We start from the raw sequence: 17,507 nt of genomic DNA, 5'->3' as shown, positions 1-17,507 counted from the left end.
GCTCAGGAAGAGGAGGGGCGCGGTTTGTCGGTGTTGTCGGTTTCTTCCGGTTCGGCGGCATCCGGATCGGGCGCTCGCGCCGGCTCGGAGTCAATAATGGCTTCGCCGCTATGGGTGTCCCGCGTGTGGGCCGGGCTTTCATCGGCCTCGGCGGTATGAGCGTGGTCGGGCAGCTCGGGCTCTTCCTTGTACTGTCGTCGGGGCTTGTCGAGGCTGCCTTCACTGACCGCTTCCTCCACTTGGAGGCGGGTGGCCTCCAAGCTGCGCATGACCTCCTCGTTGTGCAGCTGTCGGCGGATATCATCGGCCCCCAGCTGTCGCTCCAGCTCGCTACGGGTATCTCGCAGGCTGCGCTTGAGCCGACCAATCCATAGGCCCACGGCGCGGGCCGCTTCGGGCAAGCGCTCGGGGCCGATTACCACCAAACCCACAATGGCGATAATCAATAGCTCAAAGAAGCCAATATCAAACACTTAGGCGTCCTTCATCAACGTCAGTCATCAGAGCGGACTCAGTGCCGTGTTTTTTCGTCGGCGGCGGCTTTTTCCGACTGTTTCTCGGTGCTCTCTGTGCTCTCGGTCTTGTTCTCAACATTGCGCTTGGCGTCGCTCTGTTCGCCCTCCTCCGGCTCGCCCGAGGTGTCATCGTCGTCTTTCACGGATTTTTTGAAGCCCTTGATGGCTTTGCCAAGGTCGGTGCCGATACTGCTCAGGCGTTTGGTGCCGAACAGCAGCACCACAATGGCGAGAATGATCAGTAACTGCCAGATGCCAATACCACCAAAACCCATAACCTTTTCCTCTACTTATCAGTGTTGGCCCGCGCGGCTTTCTCAGCGTGGCCGGATAAATCAAAGCGCCGAGCCAGCTCGAGGAGCACGGCGTCTGCATTTTCGCCCAAGTGCGACAACATGACCAGACTGTGAAACCACAGGTCGGCCGTCTCCGCAATCAGGTGCTGTGTATCGCCATCGGCGTGGGCATCCTTGGCCGCCAGTAGGGTTTCGGTACACTCCTCCCCAACCTTTTCCAAAATCTTATTCAGGCCCTTGGCGTGCAGGCTCGCTACATAGGAGGAGGCGGGGTCCGCCGCCTGTTTGCGTTCCTCTAGCACCTGGGTCAGTTCCGCCAGGACGTCTTTGGTCTGTATAGCTGTATTCACTTGTCGCATCAAGCCTTTTAGTCGGTGTGCCTTGGAGATCAGTAAATATTCTTCGGGTCTTTCAGCACCGGGTCCACGGCGTGCCACTGGCCCTCGCGCAGCGCCCGATAGAAGCAGGACTCCCGCCCGGTGTGGCAGGCAATGCCGCCGAGTTGCTTGACCTTAAGCACAATGGCATCGCCGTCGCAATCCAAATAAATGCCCTGCAGCTCTTGCACATGGCCGGAACTCTCGCCCTTGCGCCACAGTTGCCCGCGCGAGCGAGACCAGTAAACGGCGCGGCCTTCACGGGCGCTCAGGGCCAGGGCCTCGCGGTTCATCCAGGCCATCATCAGAATACGGCCGGTATCGGCATCCTGAGCAATGGCGGGGGTCAGACCGTCCGCGTTCCATTCTACCTGGTCGAGTGATTCTTCGGTGATATTTAGGGAGGTATTCTCGCTCATTCGTGGCCTTGTGGTGCGCTCAGTGGGAGTCGAAGTGTAGCAGGACTGCGGGGATGGCGTCACGACTCGCTCAAAGGAAGTAGGGGCAACCCTTTGGGGCGGGGCGCTTCGGCCGTAGAAAGGTGCCCTCCTTGGCACTGCCGCTTTGCCTCAAGCCGCTGCCCAGCGCCCCTGAGCGTAGGCTTGGATTTGTCCGCTGACGTCGTCCAACTGGAAGAGGTAGAGCCAGCCATTGTCTACGAGCATACGCAGTGATTCGTGACGCTGGATAATTGATTCAATCGCCTCGGCGGGCGCCGCCAAATACACACTCAACCGCAAAGGTTCGTGCATCCAGCGCTCGCCGTTATGCAGCGACTGCTTTGGCAGGCCAATACGGAGGTCCCCGCCGTTGCCCTCGAACACGCCTAGATGCCCGCCCACCACGTTGTGCAGCACCTTGTTGCCGCTGCCAAACTTGCGATTGTCCGCCGTGGAGCTGTTGTACTGCATGTTGATCCAGTGAGCGACCACCATGGGAGCGGTCATGATCAGCTCCAGGCGCGAGAAGTCCTGATCGGTGCGCCAGTCGTAGTCGTGCAGGAAGCTGCGCCCCTTGAGGTCAATGGGCGCGGTCACTGAGCGCGGTGCGGCGATAAAGCTGGCGTTGTTGGCCAGCCCCCATTCCGGGCGGGTCTGGGCCCAATCGGCCTCCCTTCGCGCCAGTGTATCCAAGAGACGCTCACCCTCGGGGGCGAGGCCCTGGGCCTTCGCTCGCTCTTGCCGAGCCTGTTCCCCAGCCTCTTCGAGCCATTGCCGCGTCGTCTGCGGGAGACTGTCGCGGTTTTCCAGCACCTCGATACGGTCGGTGATGGTGTGGTGCAATGCGGGCACAAAGCGGCTTTGCGCAGGGATTTCAATGCCCGCTTCGGCCAGTTCGGTGCGAAGGTCGGGATCATTGAGCAGTCGGGCGAGGGCCCTTACCGACACCTCCCCCGATTGCCCGCCGCAGGCGCCACACTCCAGCCCGGCGGCGTGGGGGTTGTTGGCGCTGTGGCTGCCATGCCCTACCAATAGAACATGGGGCGCAAAGTCGCGGGTTAGCCCCATGGCAGTGAGTGCGGTGTGGGCAAGCTGAACTTTGTCGGCCAAACTCAAGGCCGTGCCCGAGTCCCGCCATTGCCAGGTCAGTGACTCCATCGCCTGGGGCGCACGCTTTGCTTTGGGGGCAAGAGAGCGGCGCAGGAGCTTCCCCGCGTACAGCAGGCCGCCGGCCTCCACCGCGCTGAAGGTGGCCGTGGCTGACTGGCTCCACTCCTGGAGACGTGCCCGCCAGTTCAATGTTTTCGCCGACCGCTGAGCGCCCGGCGGTGAATCGCCCTTGAGGGTAATCTGGGGTGCCAACAGGCCCGGCAGGTGCGGTTGTTCCAGCGACGAGCCGGAGGGGCGGTAACTCAAAGGCAGCCCGAAGAAGCCGGCAAACCCCAGGGTTTGGATGGCAGGGTTCTGATGTTCAAGCGCCCGGCGCAGTGGCTCTGAGCGGACGTCTATACAGAACACGGCCTGCAGTGCGGCGGTGGTCGCTGGCGGCGCGGCCCGCACCGACTCACTCAATGCCTGGTGGAGTGGCTGCTGGTAGGCCAATTCAGAGGCGCCCTGCCAGACCCAGAGGGGCTGTTGGGCGCGTCGGTGGCGCTCAACCAAAGCTGGCAGCTCCGCTAGCTCGCGGCGCCAGAGGGTGCTAAGGCGTTCGGCTTGCGAGGGTTGCTCCGCCTGGATGTAGCGCCACAACACCAGCTCCCAGGCGAGGCGGATGGCCAGCAGGCTGCGCATGGCGGTCGTGGTCGCCGCCCGGTCCGGCTCGGAAAGGCTTCTTTGCCAGTCCTCATAAGCCACCCAGGCGGCCCAGCCGTTGATGTCCAGCAACAGGGCCTGGCTATAGTCGCCCAACTGAGCGGCGTCCGTGTCCAGTTCGGCAGTGGCGGCTTGGAACAGCTCGGCCTCGGTTGGGGGCAGAGTGCCAAAATATTGGTCCAGCCCGGGCTCATCCATCAAAATGGAGATGCCACGGTCCATCTTGGTGACGGCCAGCCAGTGTTGATACAGGCTTTTGGATGGGGCAGTGCTCAAACGCTTGGGGTTGAGCGGACCATCTTCCTGAAAGTAAGCCGCGCAAAACTGGCTGATTTGGTGAGTGATTTCATCCCGCCAGGCCATCTTATGCTGCCGGTCCCGGCGGGCGTCCACCAAGTCACTGATGTTGTGCCAATGGGGAAGTCGGCTCAATTCCCTCACCACATCCAACAGGTTTCTATAGCTGCCTCGGTATCCGAGCTGCTCGGCGGCCTTTTTCAGGTGCTGCTCGGTGATCTGACCCTGTTGCCAGCGCTCCAGGTAATGACTCGGTGGCATGAGGCAACGGACATAAGCCAGTGCTGACAGGCGGGCGGACACGGTTCCAAAGTGCTCCCCTCGCATGGTCCAGAAAGGGTTTACGGCGATCAATCGATCCAGCGGCCAGGTGGGTGCCACGCTGGCGCAGGCACGGTCCAGCGCCCGCTCTTGCGAAGGGGTGAGGCGGTTGGGGGTGAGGGTGGTTTCGATCTCCACCGCGGTAGTGGTTTTTTCGTGCGCCGTCATAGGGACACCTCGCGAGAAGCCGATTGCAGTTGTTTGGCCCGGATACGACTGGGTAAGTCATGGGGCCAGAGTCTCAATGTGGTTTTGGTTACCCACTCATCCAAATAGAAGCCGGCGTAGAAGTAAGTGTTTAGGGCTTGAAGGCGGCGGCGGTGTAGCCCGTAACGCTGAAGGCCATAGCCGACGAACAGCACAATAAATAGCCCGCTGACCCAGAGGTCCGCCCAAAGCGAGGGCACATGCTCAGGAGTCGGCAGCAGCACCGAAAACAGGGACTTCAGGCCGAAGTAAGCGGTTACAATCAACGCGGCCAGGGCGAAAAAGGCCGTGCCGGAGCCCTCCGTGCCTTGGCTGCGTCGCTCCGCCAGCAGGGCGGTTAACGCCAGGGTCAACAATACCCAGGGGCTGAAAGCGTCGAAGGCGGAGGAGTCGGTCGTGAAGCGGACAAGCACGGCCAGCCCTGTGACCAGCGCGATGCTCAGCCCACCCGCCACCAACCATTGGATCGTGGTAGGCCGCGCGGCCGGGGCCTGACGCCGCTGCAAGTTTTGCTGCACCGCTTCCCCGGAACTGAGGAAGGCGTAAGCTTTGTAGCAGGAGTGGGCCAGCAGGTGCAGCAATGCGAGCTCCACCAAGCCCAGAGCGATCTCCACCAGCATTAGCCCCATCTGGGCGCTGGTGGACCAGGCCAGACGCACCTTGATGCTGATCCGCGTCATCATGGTTAACGCCGCCAATACGCTGCTAATTCCGGCCACTACCAGAATAAGTGCTTGGGCCGGCGTGGACTGGAGCAGCAAGGGCGAAAACAGTAGCAAAAGGTAGCCGCCGAGGTTAATGACCCCGCCGTGGAGCGCAGCTGATACCGGAGTGGGCGCTTCCACCACCTGAATCAGCCAACCGTGCAGCGGCAACTGGGCGCACTTAATCAGCGCGGCCAGGCCGAGCAGGCAAGCCGCTACCTGTTCGCTGGCCGACAGCGCCCCCCCTGGCGTTGTGTAGGCGCCCACGATGGTGGTGATCTGAGCGCTGCCGTGGTGTAGGTACAGCAGCACAAAAGCCGTCAGAGCACACAGCTCGGCGGCGCGGGCGAACAGGAATTTTTTGTGGGCGGCCAGGGCGGCTCGCGGGCGTTGGGGGTAGAACATCAGTAGTTGGTGCATGGCCAAGCTGATACTGAGCCAGGCCGCCAGGAACAGCAGCAGGTGGTTGCTAAGCACCGTCACGCTGACCGCCGCAAACACGGCTTGGACGAGGCCGACGAACCGTTGTTCGCGGGGCTCGCCTTGCAGATAAGTGGCGCTATAGCGAACCACCACAAAGCCTATAAAGTTGGCAAGTAACAGCATGATCAGGTTCAGGGGCGCGCTTTGCCACCAGGCGGAGACCGCAGGCAGCATCCCCAGCAGCCCGAGCCCTAGCAGCGCCGCCGAGAGAACCACCGCAATCAAGGTGGCGCCTTGGGCGATACGCCAGGCACTTGCGGGGTTTTGCCGAATGCCGAAGAGGGCCCCCAATGCCAGAACAACGGGCACCAGAGAGAGTAATAGGGCGGGTAACAGCGAACTCCAATTCATGACATGACTCCGTGGATGAATGGAGGGCGCAGTATCAGGCGCCGGCATCTTAGAGTAAAATAGATATAAACTTATAAATCGTTTACTAAAAGAGAACGATATGGCCCGACTTAACTATCATCACCTGTATTACTTCTGGCGAGTGGCCGCCGAGGGCAATCTGACGCGGGTCGCCGAGGCGCTGCATCTATCCCAAAGTGCCCTCTCCTCGCAGATTCGTCAGTTGGAGCATCGGATGGACACGCCGCTGTTCGAGCGACGCAATCGCACGCTGGTATTGACCGAAGCGGGGCGGCAGGTGTTTAACTACGCGGAGGTAATTTTCACCAAGGGTGAAGAACTTGAGTCACTGATCAGTCGGGGTACCGAGCCCGAATATCAGCGTCTGCGCATTGGAATGCTTTCCACCATGTCGCGCAATTTCATCGAGGGGTTTATCCAGCCGCTGCTGCATCGGACATGCCAGAAGGTGCATTTCAGCCTGCACGCCCGGGGCATGGCCAACCTGCTCGATGGCCTGGCCCGCCATGAATTCGATGTGGTGCTCACCAATACCCAGCTGCAGCCGTCGGGTTCCCCGAATGCGGCCTGGCAGAGCCAGTTGTTGGCTCGCCAGCCGTTGTCGATCATCGGCCCCCCCCAGAGTACGCCGACCTCCCCCTTTCCCGAGGGTTATAGCGGCTTGCGCTGGGTGTTGCCCGGCGAACACCACGAAATTCGCCGCGCGTTTGACGGCTACTGCAGTCTCCACCAGTACCGCCCGGATATTCTCGCCGAAGCCGATGACATGGCGATGCTGAGGCTACTTGCCCGCGACAGCGGCGCGTTGAGTGTGCTTCCCGAGGTGGTGGTGAAGGACGAACTAGAGCAAGGGCGACTGGCCCGCTACGAGCGACTGCCCAATGTTTACGAAAACTTCTACGCCATTACTTTGCCGCGAGAGTTTATGCCCAGCTTGGTTTCGGAGCTGTTGGCCCGGCCGGTGAAAGACCTGGCTTAGCCGTGCGCCGGGGCGCAGTGGTATCCTGTCACGGTCATGAGGTTTGGGGTGTTGTGCATGCGTTGGTTGTATTCATTGTTGTTGTATCTACTAACACCGTTATTGTTGTTGCGGTTGTTGTGGCTGGCGAGGGGGAATCCGGCTTGGAAGCGGCGCTGGGGTGAGCGGTTCGGCGCGGTGGGGCCGTTGGCAACGGAAAGAACGTTGGTGTGGCTGCACGCCGCCTCCGTGGGCGAGGTATTGGCGGCGCAGCCGCTGATCCGGGCCCTGGAACAGGAGCCGGAGCTCGCGCTGCTGGTGACAACGACAACACCCACGGGCTCCGAGCGGGTGTCGGCACTGTTTGGTGACCGGGTCCATCACGCTTACGCCCCGATTGATTTGCCCGGCTCGGTCAGCCGGTTTTTGCGGCGGGTACAGCCCCGGATGCTGCTGATGATGGAAACCGAGCTTTGGCCGAACCTGGTGGCGGCATGCCACCGCCGCGAAATCCCCACTTTACTGATCAATGGGCGGCTCTCGGAGCGCTCGGCCCGCGGTTACAGCCGTTTTTCTTCCCTTACCCGGCCCATGCTTCGGCAATTGAGCGAGGCGTGCATTCAGAATCGGGCGGATGCCGAGCGGTTTCAGGACCTGGGACTGCGGCCGGAGACCACCCATATTACTGGAAATATCAAATTCGACCTGACCCTGGAGGAGAGTGTGCGTCGGCACGCCGAAACCCTGCGGCGGCAGTGGCGCCCGGAAGTGAGTCGCCCAGTATGGATCGCCGCCAGCACCCACCGCGGCGAGGATGAAGTGATCCTGGAAGCATTTGGCCGCGTGCGAAGTCAGATGGCGACTAACCCCCTGCTCGTGCTGGTGCCCCGCCACCCGGAGCGGTTCGAGCCGGTCACCCAACTGTGTCGCGAGCGCGGCTTTCAAGTGGCGTGCCGCAGTGAAAATGCAGCGCTCGGGGCGGAGGTCTCAGTACTTGTGGGGGATGTGATGGGGGAGCTCTTGGCCATGTATGGGGCAAGCGATGTGGCCTTCGTCGGGGGTTCGCTCATTCCCAATGGCGGGCACAACCTGGTGGAGGCCGCCGCCTGGGGTTTGCCGCTGTTGAGCGGGCCGAGTCAGTTCAACTTTGCTGAAGTCTCCAAGCTGCTCTCCGATGCCGGTGCGCTCAAAACCGTGGGAAATGCCGAGGAGTTGACCGAGGCGGTGATTGAACTGCTGGACTTGGACGAGTTGCGCAGTGCCCGGGGCAACGCGGCGCGCGAAGTGGCGGAGGCCAATCGCGGCGCCCTGGAGAAAACCCTGAACCTCATTCGGCGCTATTTATAACCCACGCGGGGCGCAACCCCGTAAGCCCCACGCCGCTGCCAACGCTCTGTGCCACTTTCGTCGGATTACGTGCTTCGCGCTAATAGGACTTACTCCTCCCCCCAGCGGGGCATCAAGTCCTGCTCCAGCCCCAACTGGTCGAGAATGCGCGCCACAACAAAATCCACCAGCTCCTCCACCCGGCTCGGCTGCATATAAAACCCCGGGCTGGCGGGCACCACCACCGCGCCCATGCGGGTGAGCTTGAGCATATTCTCCAGGTGTATTTCCGAGTAGGGAGCTTCCCGGGGCACCAGGATCAATTGCCGGCGCTCCTTCAGCGCCACATCGGCGGCCCGCTCGATCAGATTGTTGCTCGCCCCGTGGGCAATGGCCGACAGACTACCCCCGCTGGCGGGACAGATAACCATGGAACTGGCCGAACTGGAACCGGAGGCCACCGGAGAAAACCAGTCCTCACGGCCAAACAGCAACAGCTGTTCATCCTCCGCCCCGAAGGTCTGACTCAACATCAATTGCTGCTCCTCCAGAGCTGCCGGCAGCTCGAGGTTGGTCTCAGTGCGAATGACCACCTCGGCGGCGCTGGAGAGCAGCAAATACACCCGACAATCCGCCGCCAGCAAACATTGCAGCAGCCGCAAACCATATTGCGCGCCGGAAGCGCCGGTCATGGCCAGTGTCACTGTGCGCTCAAATTCCATGGTCTCTCCTGTTGTTGTGGCGGATAAGCCTGCGCATCCGCCATTACCCAAGCTTACAACGCATGCCGATTCAATTGATTCACCAACTTCTGATGAATGCCATCGAACCCGCCATTGCTCATAATCACAATATGGCTACCACTCTCCGATAGTGCCAGAGCGGCGTGAATCATCTCATCCGTATTGTGCTCCAGCTGAGCGGGCACCGAGCTATGGTTGACCAGCGCCTCCAGATCCCAGTCGCTTTCTTTCGGCTGATACCACAGCACCGCGTCGGCATCGGAAAACGCATTCTTAAGGGCCTCCCGGTGAATACCCATCCGCATAGTGTTCGAGCGCGGCTCAACCAACGCAATAATCTTCTCCTCCCCCACCTGGGCCCGCAGACCGGCCAGGGTTGTCCTGATGGCCGTGGGGTGGTGGGCAAAATCATCGTACACCCGAATGCCGTGCACATCCGCCAAGCACTCCATGCGACGCTTAACGCCCTTGAACTGCGCCAGCGCCTCGGCGCCAATCTCGGGTGTTACGCCCACATGCCGGGCGGCGATCAGAGCGGCCAGGCCGTTCATGACATTGTGCTGGCCGGTCAGCGGCCATCTCACCTCGGCAACCGCCTCGCCTTGATGCAGCACCTCAAAGGCACTGCCGTCGGTGTTGATCAGGCGAAAGTGCCACTGGGCCCCCTCGGTCCCGAAGCACTCGCGCGGTGTCCAGCAGCCTTGCTCCAAGGTCTGCTCGATCGCCGGCGCCTCACTGGGGGTGATAATTTGCCCGCCACCGGGAACGGTGCGGACCAAGTGGTGGAATTGGCGCTGAATGGCGGCCAGATCGGGGAAAATATCGGCGTGGTCGTACTCCAGGTTGTTGATCACCAAAGTGCGAGGGCGGTAGTGGACGAACTTTGAGCGCTTATCAAAAAAGGCGCTGTCGTACTCATCCGCCTCCACCACAAAAAAGGGCGTTGCCCCAAGGCGCGCCGACTGGGGGAAGTTTTGGGTGACACCGCCAATTAAAAAGCCCGGTGCCATATGGGCGTAGTCGAGAATCCATGCCAGCATGCTGGCGGTGGTGGTTTTGCCATGGGTACCGGCCACCGCCAGTACCCACTTGCCCGGCAGCACTTGCTCGCGCAACCACTCCGGCCCGGACGTGTAGGGTAGCCCCCGCTCCAGCACGGCTTCCACCTCGGGGTTGCCCCGACTCAAGGCATTGCCGATGACCACCAAGTCCGGTGCCGGCTCCAGATGCTCCGGGTGATACCCTTGAAGCAGCTCAATGCCGGCCTCCGCCAGCTGTGTGCTCATCGGCGGGTAGACGTTGGCGTCGCTCCCGGTCACCCGGTGGCCGAGCTCCCGTGCCAGCAGCGCCAGGCTGCCCATAAACGTTCCACAAATACCGAGAATGTGAATATGCATAAAGGTTCGTTAGCTTGCCTGAAAAGGACTAAGTGTACGCCTTCATGCCGCTGTGGAGTAGGTGCCGGTTTACCTCTGTTCAATTTTGAATTGGCCGATCAACTGCTCCAGGCTTTCACTCACTTCATTCAACGTCTCGGTGTTGCCGGCGGTGTCGTTGAGCTCCACTAGCATCTCATCGCTCAGGCTGCTCAGCTGGCTCAGGCTAGCCGCTATGGTGTTGGCGGTTTGGGACTGCTCCTCGGCGGCTGAAGCGATGTGGTGCGTCATGTCGGTGATGGTTGTGACCGAGTCGTTGATGGTGGTTAGCCGATTTTTAACCCCGTCGACCTGGGTGCGCATTTTCTCCGATTGCTCGTGGCTGGTTTTCATTGAGGCCACGGCCCGCGCGGTATTGCTCAGCAGCGCGTCGATCATTTCCCGGATTTCATCCGTGGAGCTCTGGGTGCGGCTGGCCAGAGTGCGAACCTCATCGGCCACGACCGCGAACCCTCGGCCCTGCTCGCCGGCTCGGGCCGCCTCAATGGCGGCATTCAGCGCTAGCAGATTGGTCTGTTCGGCCACGCCGCGAATGACATCCAGTACGCCGCTGATCTGCCCGGACTGTTCATCCAGCTGGGTCATGGCCTTGCGGGTCTGCTCAATATCGCTGGCCAGGTTTTCCATGGCATCTCGGGTGGACTGGGCGTCTTCCTGGCCGGCACTAGAGTCCTGGCTGGCTGTTTGGGCCGCGTTGGCGGATTCGGTAATCCGCTGAGCGACGTCTTGGGCGGTAACGCTCATTTCCTCGATCGCCGAGGCGACGGTGTCCAGCTCACGCTTCTGCTGATCGTAGGAATTTCTGGCGTCCGCCATGGCTTGACTGGCCTGCTGGGCGATTTCCCGGTTTTGGGAGACCAGGGTTCCTAAATTACCAATCACCCCAGAGAGCTTGTCTGAAAAACGATTGAACCCCTGGGCCAGCAGAACCAGCTCGTCTTTTCCCTCGGTCTCAAGCCGCTGGGCTAAGTCACCCTCGCCGCTGGCGATGTCCTCCATGGCGTTTACGGTGTGTTTGAGCGGCCCGACAATGCTTTGCGCCACTAAAAGTGTCAGTCCCACCAGTGCTGCAAGGCCAAGGAGCACCAATACCAACGGTGAGGCCATGGCTGCCCAGAAATCTTCTTGCACATCGTCAAGGTAGATGCCGGAGCCGAGCACCCAGCCCCACGGGCCGAACTCCTTTACATAAGAGACCTTATCCACGGGCTTATCAAAACCCGGCTTGGGCCAAGCATAGTTAACAAAACCGTCGCCTTGGTTGGCAACTGCCTTTTCCATTTCCACGAAAAGATGTTTGCCGCCGGGGTCGGCGATCCCGGAAATGTCGGTCCCATCCAGGTGAGGACTGAAGGGATGATGGACCATGTCCAGGTCTCGGTTCTGTATCCAGAAGTAATCATTGTCACCGTAGCGCATGGACCCCAGAAGCTCCTTGGCGGCACGCTGGGCTTCTTCCCGGCTCATGGCGCCGCTCTTCTCCTGTTGGTAAAAGTGTTCCATCACAGAAATACCTGCCTCGACCAAGTGCCGCGTCTTGACCGCGCGCGAGTCCAGGAGGCTGCTGTGGTGGTGGCTGGCAAAAAGTCCGGTAAGTCCTCCCACTACGAGCAAGGTAAGGGCAATAACAGCTATCAAACGCTGAGAGATGGTGTATTGACGTAAAAATGACATAAGAGAGCGCCCCAATGCGATAACCGGTTATATCAGCTGCGTAAGTGTTCCGCAGGTGATTATAGGTTATCGGCGGCGACGCGCAGAGCTTGATAGGGGCACGATAAGGAGGGGCTAGTGGTCCTCCCAAAGCTCTTCCAGTCGTGCCTCTCGGCCGCAACGGAAGCGATAGTATTTGTAACGGATCGGATTCTTTTTGTAGTAGTTTTGATGGTACTCCTCCGCCGGGTAGAACTCGGAAGCCGCGAGCAGCTCGGTGACCACTGGCTGGTCAAAGCGGTTTTCCACCTCTTGTTTGCTGGCCCGGGCCAATTGTTCCTGTTCGGGCGTGCCGTAAAAAATGGCCGCTCGGTAAGAGCTTCCCCGGTCACAGAACTGGCCCCCGGGGTCGAGAGGGTCAATATTGCGCCAGAACACTTCCAGCAACGTTTGGTAGTCCACCTTAGAAGGATCGTAAGTTACTTTCACCGCTTCATAATGACCGGTTCCACCAGCTACCACGGCTTCGTAGCTCGGGTTCGCCTCGTGGCCGCCGGTATAGCCGGAGGTGGTTTCCAGCACACCCTCAAGTTCATCGTAGGGGGGCTCCATACACCAAAAACAGCCGCCCGCGAAAACGGCCTCAGCAGTGTCTTCGGCGAGCGCGAAAGGGGCGAGAAGTAGCAACAACAACGTCAAACGGCTCACGGTTGGCCTCCTTTGTCGGATCGGTATGAGTTTGACAGCGAATACGTTTAATTATTCGTGCGGGATCTCTTTTTATTGGTTTTATGGGGGGAGTGGGAGGGCGCCGTTGAGAGGCGCAAGAGATCACGTCGGGGCAGCAAAAATTCCCTGGGCGTCAGAGTCGGCCCTGCTAATAACCAAAAACGGCGGAGCCACAACTTCTCATAACGAAACAATAAGTGAGCTTTTACTTTGGCGTCAAAATCTTCCCTATACTTACGGTAGAAGGTCATTCTATTTCTTTAGGGTCGTAAGGAGCTATCTCATTATGATTAACCGTAAGTTAAAAACCTGCGTCACGCTTGGTTCGTGCTGCCTTCTCGGCGCGTTCAACCACGCTCATGCTGACGATGCCGTGATTGAACTCGGGGGGTATGTCAAATTGGATGCCCTTCTCAGTAACTATGCCGATGGCGACCCGGGTGCCGGAACAATAGGCAGAGATTTCTATATCCCCGGCACGGTACCCGTGGGCGGGGAGTCGGAGTCCGCAAGAACCGATTTCCATATGAAAGAGACGCGGCTCTTTATAAAAGGCAGTAGAGACATTGATGGGGGCGACACCATTACGAGCTATGTTGAGTTCGACTTGTTAACAGGAAGTGACGGCGACGAGCGAATATCGAACAGCTACAAACCGCGAGTAAGGCATGCGTTCGTTAAGTACAACAACTGGCTCGCGGGGCAAACGTGGACGACCTTCCAAAATGTTTCCGCACTGGCGGAGAATTTGGACTTTGTGGGCCCTGCAGAAGGCACTGTCTTTGGACGGCAGGCGATGGTTCGTTATACCAGCGGAAACTGGCAGTTTGCGGCGGAAAACCCGGAAACAACAGTGACGACCGCAGGCGGTAGAGTGGCGACCGATGACGGCGTTATGCCAGATTTAGTGGCACGCTATAACTTCAGTACGGGTAGAGCGGACCTTGTGGTCGCCGCCATTGCGCGTCAACTGCGCTATGAGGATACTGCCGCGAACATCGACTCCAATGAAACCAGCGTTGGTATCAGTTTCTCTGGAAAAGTGGGGGTTGGGGACGCCAACGACATTCGATTTATGCTGACCTCCGGTACAGGGCTGGGCCGGTACTTGGGGCTCAACACCGCAAACGGTGCCTACCTCAATGGTGACAATGAGCTGGAGGCCATCGATTCAACCGCCGGCTTTGTTTCCTACCGGCACTTTTGGAACGAAAAGTGGCGTTCCAATATCACTCTATCCGGATTTTCGGCTGACCAGCCGGTGGGATATGCCGGTACGGAGACCAGTCAAAGCTTCCACCTCAACCTTCTTTATTCGCCCGTGGCGCCCATCACGACCGGCGTGGAGTTTATGACGGCCACCCGAGAGGTGAACTCCGGTGCTGAAGGCACCTTAAATCGTCTCCAATTTTCCGCTAAATACGCATTCTAGGGGCTAATATGAACATACGTCTATTTCTGGTCACAACGGCGACCGCGGCCCTCCTTACCGTAACGGGTATGGCCGCCGCCGAAGATGAAGTGGTTATCGGCCTGAACTACCCGGAGACGGGGCCTTATCAGGTCCAGGGTTTGGCTCAGAACCGAGCGGCTGACATGGCGGTAGAGGAAATTAATAGCGAGGGTGGCATTCTGGGTAAGAAAATCCGCCTTGTGAAAATGGATACCGCCTCCCAGGCAGACAAATCCGCCACGAATGTGGCGGAGCTAATCGACGAACACGGCGCGAAGATGGTGTTTGGTGGCTCTTCCAGCGCAGTGGCCATATCCGGGGGCAAGGCCGCCAAAGAGCGAGATACGCTTTACTTCGGCACGTTAACTTACTCCAACGCGACCACCGGCACCGAAGGCCATACTCATATGTTTCGTGAGAGTAATAACGCGTGGATGGCCGCCAAGGTGTTATCGGCTTATTTGAAAGAGAACTTTTCGGGGAAAAGCTATTATTACGTTACTGCGGATTATACCTGGGGTTGGTCTACCGAGGAGTCTATCCGGAGATTCAGTGACACCACTGATCAAGAGAAACACAAAGGCGTAAAAACCCCTTTCCCCGGGGCCACGGCGAGGGACTTTAACCGGGCGCTGACCCTCGCAAAGTCCAGCAAACCCGATGTGTTGGTGTTGGTGCTCTTTGGTAACGATATGGCCGTAGCGCTGAATGAAGCGACCCGCATGGGGCTTAAACGGTCCATGGAAGTGGTGGTTCCCAATTTGACTCTGGGGATGGCTGAAAGCGCCGGTCCGAAGGTGATGGAGGGGGTAGTCGGCTCCTTGCCCTGGTCCTGGAATTTACCGTATGAGAAGAACTACCCCAGGGGCAAGAAATTCGTAGAGGATTTCGCAGAGCGATATAAAGGCTACCCCTCTACTTCAGGCGCCTCGGCGTACACCATACTGTACGAGTATAAGGCAGCGGTAGAACGGGCCGAGTCCTTTGAAACCGCCGATCTTATAAAAACCCTGGAAGGGCATGAGTACACCCTTCTGAAAGACGCTCAAACCTGGCGAGCGTTTGACCACCAAAGCGTGCAGTCCGTGTACGCGGTCAAGGGTAAGCCACAGGCGGAGGTTTTAGCGGACAAGTTCAACCAGGATTACTTTGAAATTATTGCCTCCATGCCGGGTGAGGAGGCCGCTCGAACAAAAGAAGAGTGGGTAGAGGCTCGTAAAAAGGCGGGTAAGCCGGCCACTCTTCAGTAGTGCTGGCCCCGCATAAGCGTAGAACGATTATAAGAAGGTCGTTGTTGGGGGTAGACTATGAAGTTATCGGTGAATCTGAAGCTGTTGCTAACGTTCATTCTTGTAATGATCGTCTCTCTGGCTTCAGTGGTAGTTGTCCTGCGCAACCAGTCGGCTGACTGGTTCGCGGAGGACGCCCACCAGAAGGTGATGGTCGGGGGGCGAATCTTTAGCTCGCAGCTTGAGGAGGTTCGCAGAAGACAAACTGAGTCGGTTTCAACCCTAAGGGCCAACGATGACCTCAATACTGCACTCTCGATCCTCAATGACCTTCTTAAAGAGGGTGATAATACCGCGTTCGATGATGCTTATGTCGGTATTGCCAAAAATATCGCGGATATCATAAAGAGCAGCGCCCGAAACAATAATGTGGATCAAATTGTTGTGGTCGATAACCAAGGAATTGTTCTCGCTTTCTATACGTTGAACAATAATAGGCAAGGGTGGTTGATTGGAAACAGTCAGTACGTGACCGCCACCGGCGACGAGGAGCCCCGATCAGCAACGGTTCCAGAGCGCGTGGGTGGGTTGGTTCGCGCTCGCTCTGAAGCTGACCGAATAGGCATTCAGGCCATTCAAAGTGAGGTGGTTCAGCTATACAAGAGCAAGGTTTACGACGCCTATGATCAGGATGTCGGTATTGGTTCCATCATATCCGGCACCTTTCTTGATGACAAACTGGCTCAGTCGATGTCGGAATTAACCGAGGTAAAAATCAACCTCTATCTCGGCGGCGAGTATATGAGTGGCGTTTACCCACCGATAGACCGATTGCAGCGAGATACGTTGAATGCCCTGGAAAACCAGGGTGGAAAGGTTCAGACGACACTCGGGTCGAATGGTAATCAGTACTACGCCCAGCTGTCTTCTGTTGATTTCGATTTTGGCCCCGAAACCGTGGTGGCCACCTTCTTGTCCACTGACGTCTCCGAGGCAAGGCTCGCGGGTGCTACGCGGAGCCTGGCCTACGTCGCGGGGCTTTTCCTCGTTCTTGGGGCTCTGGCGACCTATGTCCTGTCTAGCGTCATTATGCGCCCCTTGAAGTCGCTTGTGGGAACCATTACCAGTGTGGAGCGTAGTGGTGACTTCTCTCTGCGGGCCAAAGTCATGAGTTCTGATGAGGTTGGCAAAGCGGTAAAGCAATTTAACGGGCTGCTGGCCTCCCTGCATGAAACCCTGGGTGAGGTGAACGCAGTAATGGACGACGTGGCCTCTGGGAACCTCACTCGCCGAATCAATAAACAGGCGGATGGTGATATTAAGCTACTTGTGGATAACATTAATCACTCTCTAAGCTCCATGGAGAGTACCGTGGAAGAGATTTCTGGTTCCACAGGATTATTAACAGAGCAGATTGTCTATATCCGAGAGGCCTGCTCGACGGTTAAGTCGGGTGCGGACGAACAGGTTGAGTTTATCTCTGGCGTGGGTGAGGCCCTTCATCACAGCTCAACGGCTATTACCGACGTTGCCAAAAACACAGACAATGCCAACGTAAATGCACAGAAGGCGGTCGAGGCCGTTAAACAAGGAAAGCTAAAGTTCGAAAAAGTGATGGAGGTGGTCGGAAAGATCAGCGAGAACAACAGATCAATTAGCGGCAATGTGACGGCCATTCAAAATATTGCCGAGCAGACCAACTTGCTTGCACTGAATGCTGCGATCGAAGCGGCTAGAGCCGGGGAGGGCGGTAGAGGGTTTGCCGTTGTGGCCGATGAGGTGCGGACCTTGGCAGCCCATGCATCCAAGGCGGCGGCAGAGATAACCTCTTTGGTTAACGACGCTGTGGTTATTTCGGAACAAAGCGTGGCTACCGCCAAGGAAGCCCAGCTTGATATGGGAACGATCGCCGAGTCCGTATCGGAGACGGAAGCCATGCTTCATCTAATTTCGGCCTCCATGGAGGAGCAGGACTCGACCATCGCGGGCATTAACACAAGTGTGGATAAGTTGCGCGTGATCGGAGAGTCAAACTCAGAAGCCGCTACCCACATTAGCGATGCGTTCAATAAACTGGATCATATCGCTAGCGAGAACAGAGGGCTTATGGAGCGGTTTACTGTTACAGGGAAAGTGAACCACTAAGGGGGACCGTC

The 17,507-nt window shown here is 58.4% G+C and carries 15 protein-coding genes; 5 read left to right on the top strand and 10 right to left on the bottom strand.

Going from position 1 to position 17,507, the window contains the following annotated elements; translation table 11 throughout:
- Positions 1–2 precede the first annotated feature (2 nt).
- The 6 genes from tatB to AAE514_RS10295 all read right to left on the bottom strand — a co-directional run bounded on the left by tatB (position 3) and on the right by AAE514_RS10295 (position 5,803).
- Positions 3–473: a Sec-independent protein translocase protein TatB gene (gene tatB / locus AAE514_RS10320; protein WP_347331455.1), complete on the bottom strand. Its 471-nt coding sequence runs from the start codon at positions 471–473 to the stop codon at positions 3–5.
- 38 nt (positions 474–511) lie between these two features.
- Positions 512–790: a twin-arginine translocase TatA/TatE family subunit gene (gene tatA, locus AAE514_RS10315; protein ID WP_347331454.1), complete on the bottom strand. Its 279-nt coding sequence runs from the start codon at positions 788–790 to the stop codon at positions 512–514.
- Between the two features lie 11 nt (positions 791–801).
- The gene (locus tag AAE514_RS10310; RefSeq protein ID WP_347331453.1) at positions 802–1,161 is read right to left on the bottom strand and encodes a phosphoribosyl-ATP diphosphatase; all 360 of its coding nucleotides are present in this window, start codon (positions 1,159–1,161) and stop codon (positions 802–804) included.
- A gap of 38 nt (positions 1,162–1,199) precedes the next feature.
- Complete coding sequence (gene hisI / locus AAE514_RS10305; protein ID WP_347331452.1) at positions 1,200–1,607, bottom strand: phosphoribosyl-AMP cyclohydrolase; 408 nt, start codon at positions 1,605–1,607, stop codon at positions 1,200–1,202.
- A 150-nt stretch (positions 1,608–1,757) separates the two neighbouring features.
- A complete protein-coding gene (locus tag AAE514_RS10300; protein WP_347331451.1) occupies positions 1,758–4,226 on the bottom strand; it encodes a YbcC family protein in 2,469 nt (822 codons plus the stop codon).
- Positions 4,223–5,803, bottom strand: coding sequence for an NADH-quinone oxidoreductase subunit L (locus AAE514_RS10295; protein ID WP_347331450.1), 1,581 nt, complete (start codon positions 5,801–5,803; stop codon positions 4,223–4,225). Before AAE514_RS10295 ends, AAE514_RS10300 begins: the two co-directional genes overlap by 4 nt.
- A gap of 100 nt (positions 5,804–5,903) precedes the next feature.
- On the opposite strand from AAE514_RS10295, the gene AAE514_RS10290 reads away from it, so the two are divergent.
- Together AAE514_RS10290 and waaA are read left to right on the top strand one after the other, a co-directional pair.
- On the top strand, positions 5,904–6,803 hold the full coding sequence (locus AAE514_RS10290) for a LysR family transcriptional regulator (protein WP_347331449.1): 900 nt from the start codon (positions 5,904–5,906) through the stop codon (positions 6,801–6,803).
- A gap of 57 nt (positions 6,804–6,860) precedes the next feature.
- Positions 6,861–8,129, top strand: coding sequence for a lipid IV(A) 3-deoxy-D-manno-octulosonic acid transferase (gene waaA, locus AAE514_RS10285; RefSeq protein WP_347331448.1), 1,269 nt, complete (start codon positions 6,861–6,863; stop codon positions 8,127–8,129).
- 89 nt (positions 8,130–8,218) lie between these two features.
- Here waaA and AAE514_RS10280 read toward each other — a convergent pair whose 3' ends face one another.
- The 4 genes from AAE514_RS10280 to msrA all read right to left on the bottom strand — a co-directional run bounded on the left by AAE514_RS10280 (position 8,219) and on the right by msrA (position 12,648).
- Positions 8,219–8,830, bottom strand: a complete 612-nt coding sequence (locus AAE514_RS10280) for a flavin prenyltransferase UbiX (RefSeq protein ID WP_347331447.1) — start codon at positions 8,828–8,830, stop codon at positions 8,219–8,221.
- 53 nt (positions 8,831–8,883) lie between these two features.
- Positions 8,884–10,248: a UDP-N-acetylmuramate:L-alanyl-gamma-D-glutamyl-meso-diaminopimelate ligase gene (mpl, locus tag AAE514_RS10275; protein WP_347331446.1), complete on the bottom strand. Its 1,365-nt coding sequence runs from the start codon at positions 10,246–10,248 to the stop codon at positions 8,884–8,886.
- A 69-nt stretch (positions 10,249–10,317) separates the two neighbouring features.
- Complete coding sequence (locus AAE514_RS10270) at positions 10,318–11,961, bottom strand: methyl-accepting chemotaxis protein (protein WP_347331445.1); 1,644 nt, start codon at positions 11,959–11,961, stop codon at positions 10,318–10,320.
- A 114-nt stretch (positions 11,962–12,075) separates the two neighbouring features.
- Entirely contained in the window at positions 12,076–12,648 is a 573-nt protein-coding gene (msrA, locus tag AAE514_RS10265; RefSeq protein ID WP_347331444.1) for a peptide-methionine (S)-S-oxide reductase MsrA, read from the bottom strand.
- Between the two features lie 307 nt (positions 12,649–12,955).
- On the opposite strand from msrA, the gene AAE514_RS10260 reads away from it, so the two are divergent.
- The 3 genes from AAE514_RS10260 to AAE514_RS10250 are packed head-to-tail and all read left to right on the top strand — an operon-like array spanning position 12,956 to position 17,496.
- Positions 12,956–14,101, top strand: a complete 1,146-nt coding sequence (locus AAE514_RS10260; protein ID WP_347331443.1) for a DcaP family trimeric outer membrane transporter — start codon at positions 12,956–12,958, stop codon at positions 14,099–14,101.
- Between the two features lie 8 nt (positions 14,102–14,109).
- A complete protein-coding gene (locus AAE514_RS10255) occupies positions 14,110–15,372 on the top strand; it encodes a substrate-binding protein (protein WP_347331442.1) in 1,263 nt (420 codons plus the stop codon).
- A 57-nt stretch (positions 15,373–15,429) separates the two neighbouring features.
- Complete coding sequence (locus AAE514_RS10250) at positions 15,430–17,496, top strand: methyl-accepting chemotaxis protein (protein ID WP_347331441.1); 2,067 nt, start codon at positions 15,430–15,432, stop codon at positions 17,494–17,496.
- Positions 17,497–17,507 lie beyond the last annotated feature (11 nt).

Origin of the sequence: Marinimicrobium locisalis, from assembly GCF_039822625.1 — a bacterium.
GTDB classification, from domain to species: Bacteria; Pseudomonadota; Gammaproteobacteria; order Pseudomonadales; family Cellvibrionaceae; genus Marinimicrobium; species Marinimicrobium locisalis.
This window is presented reverse-complemented; position numbering and strand designations above follow the sequence as displayed.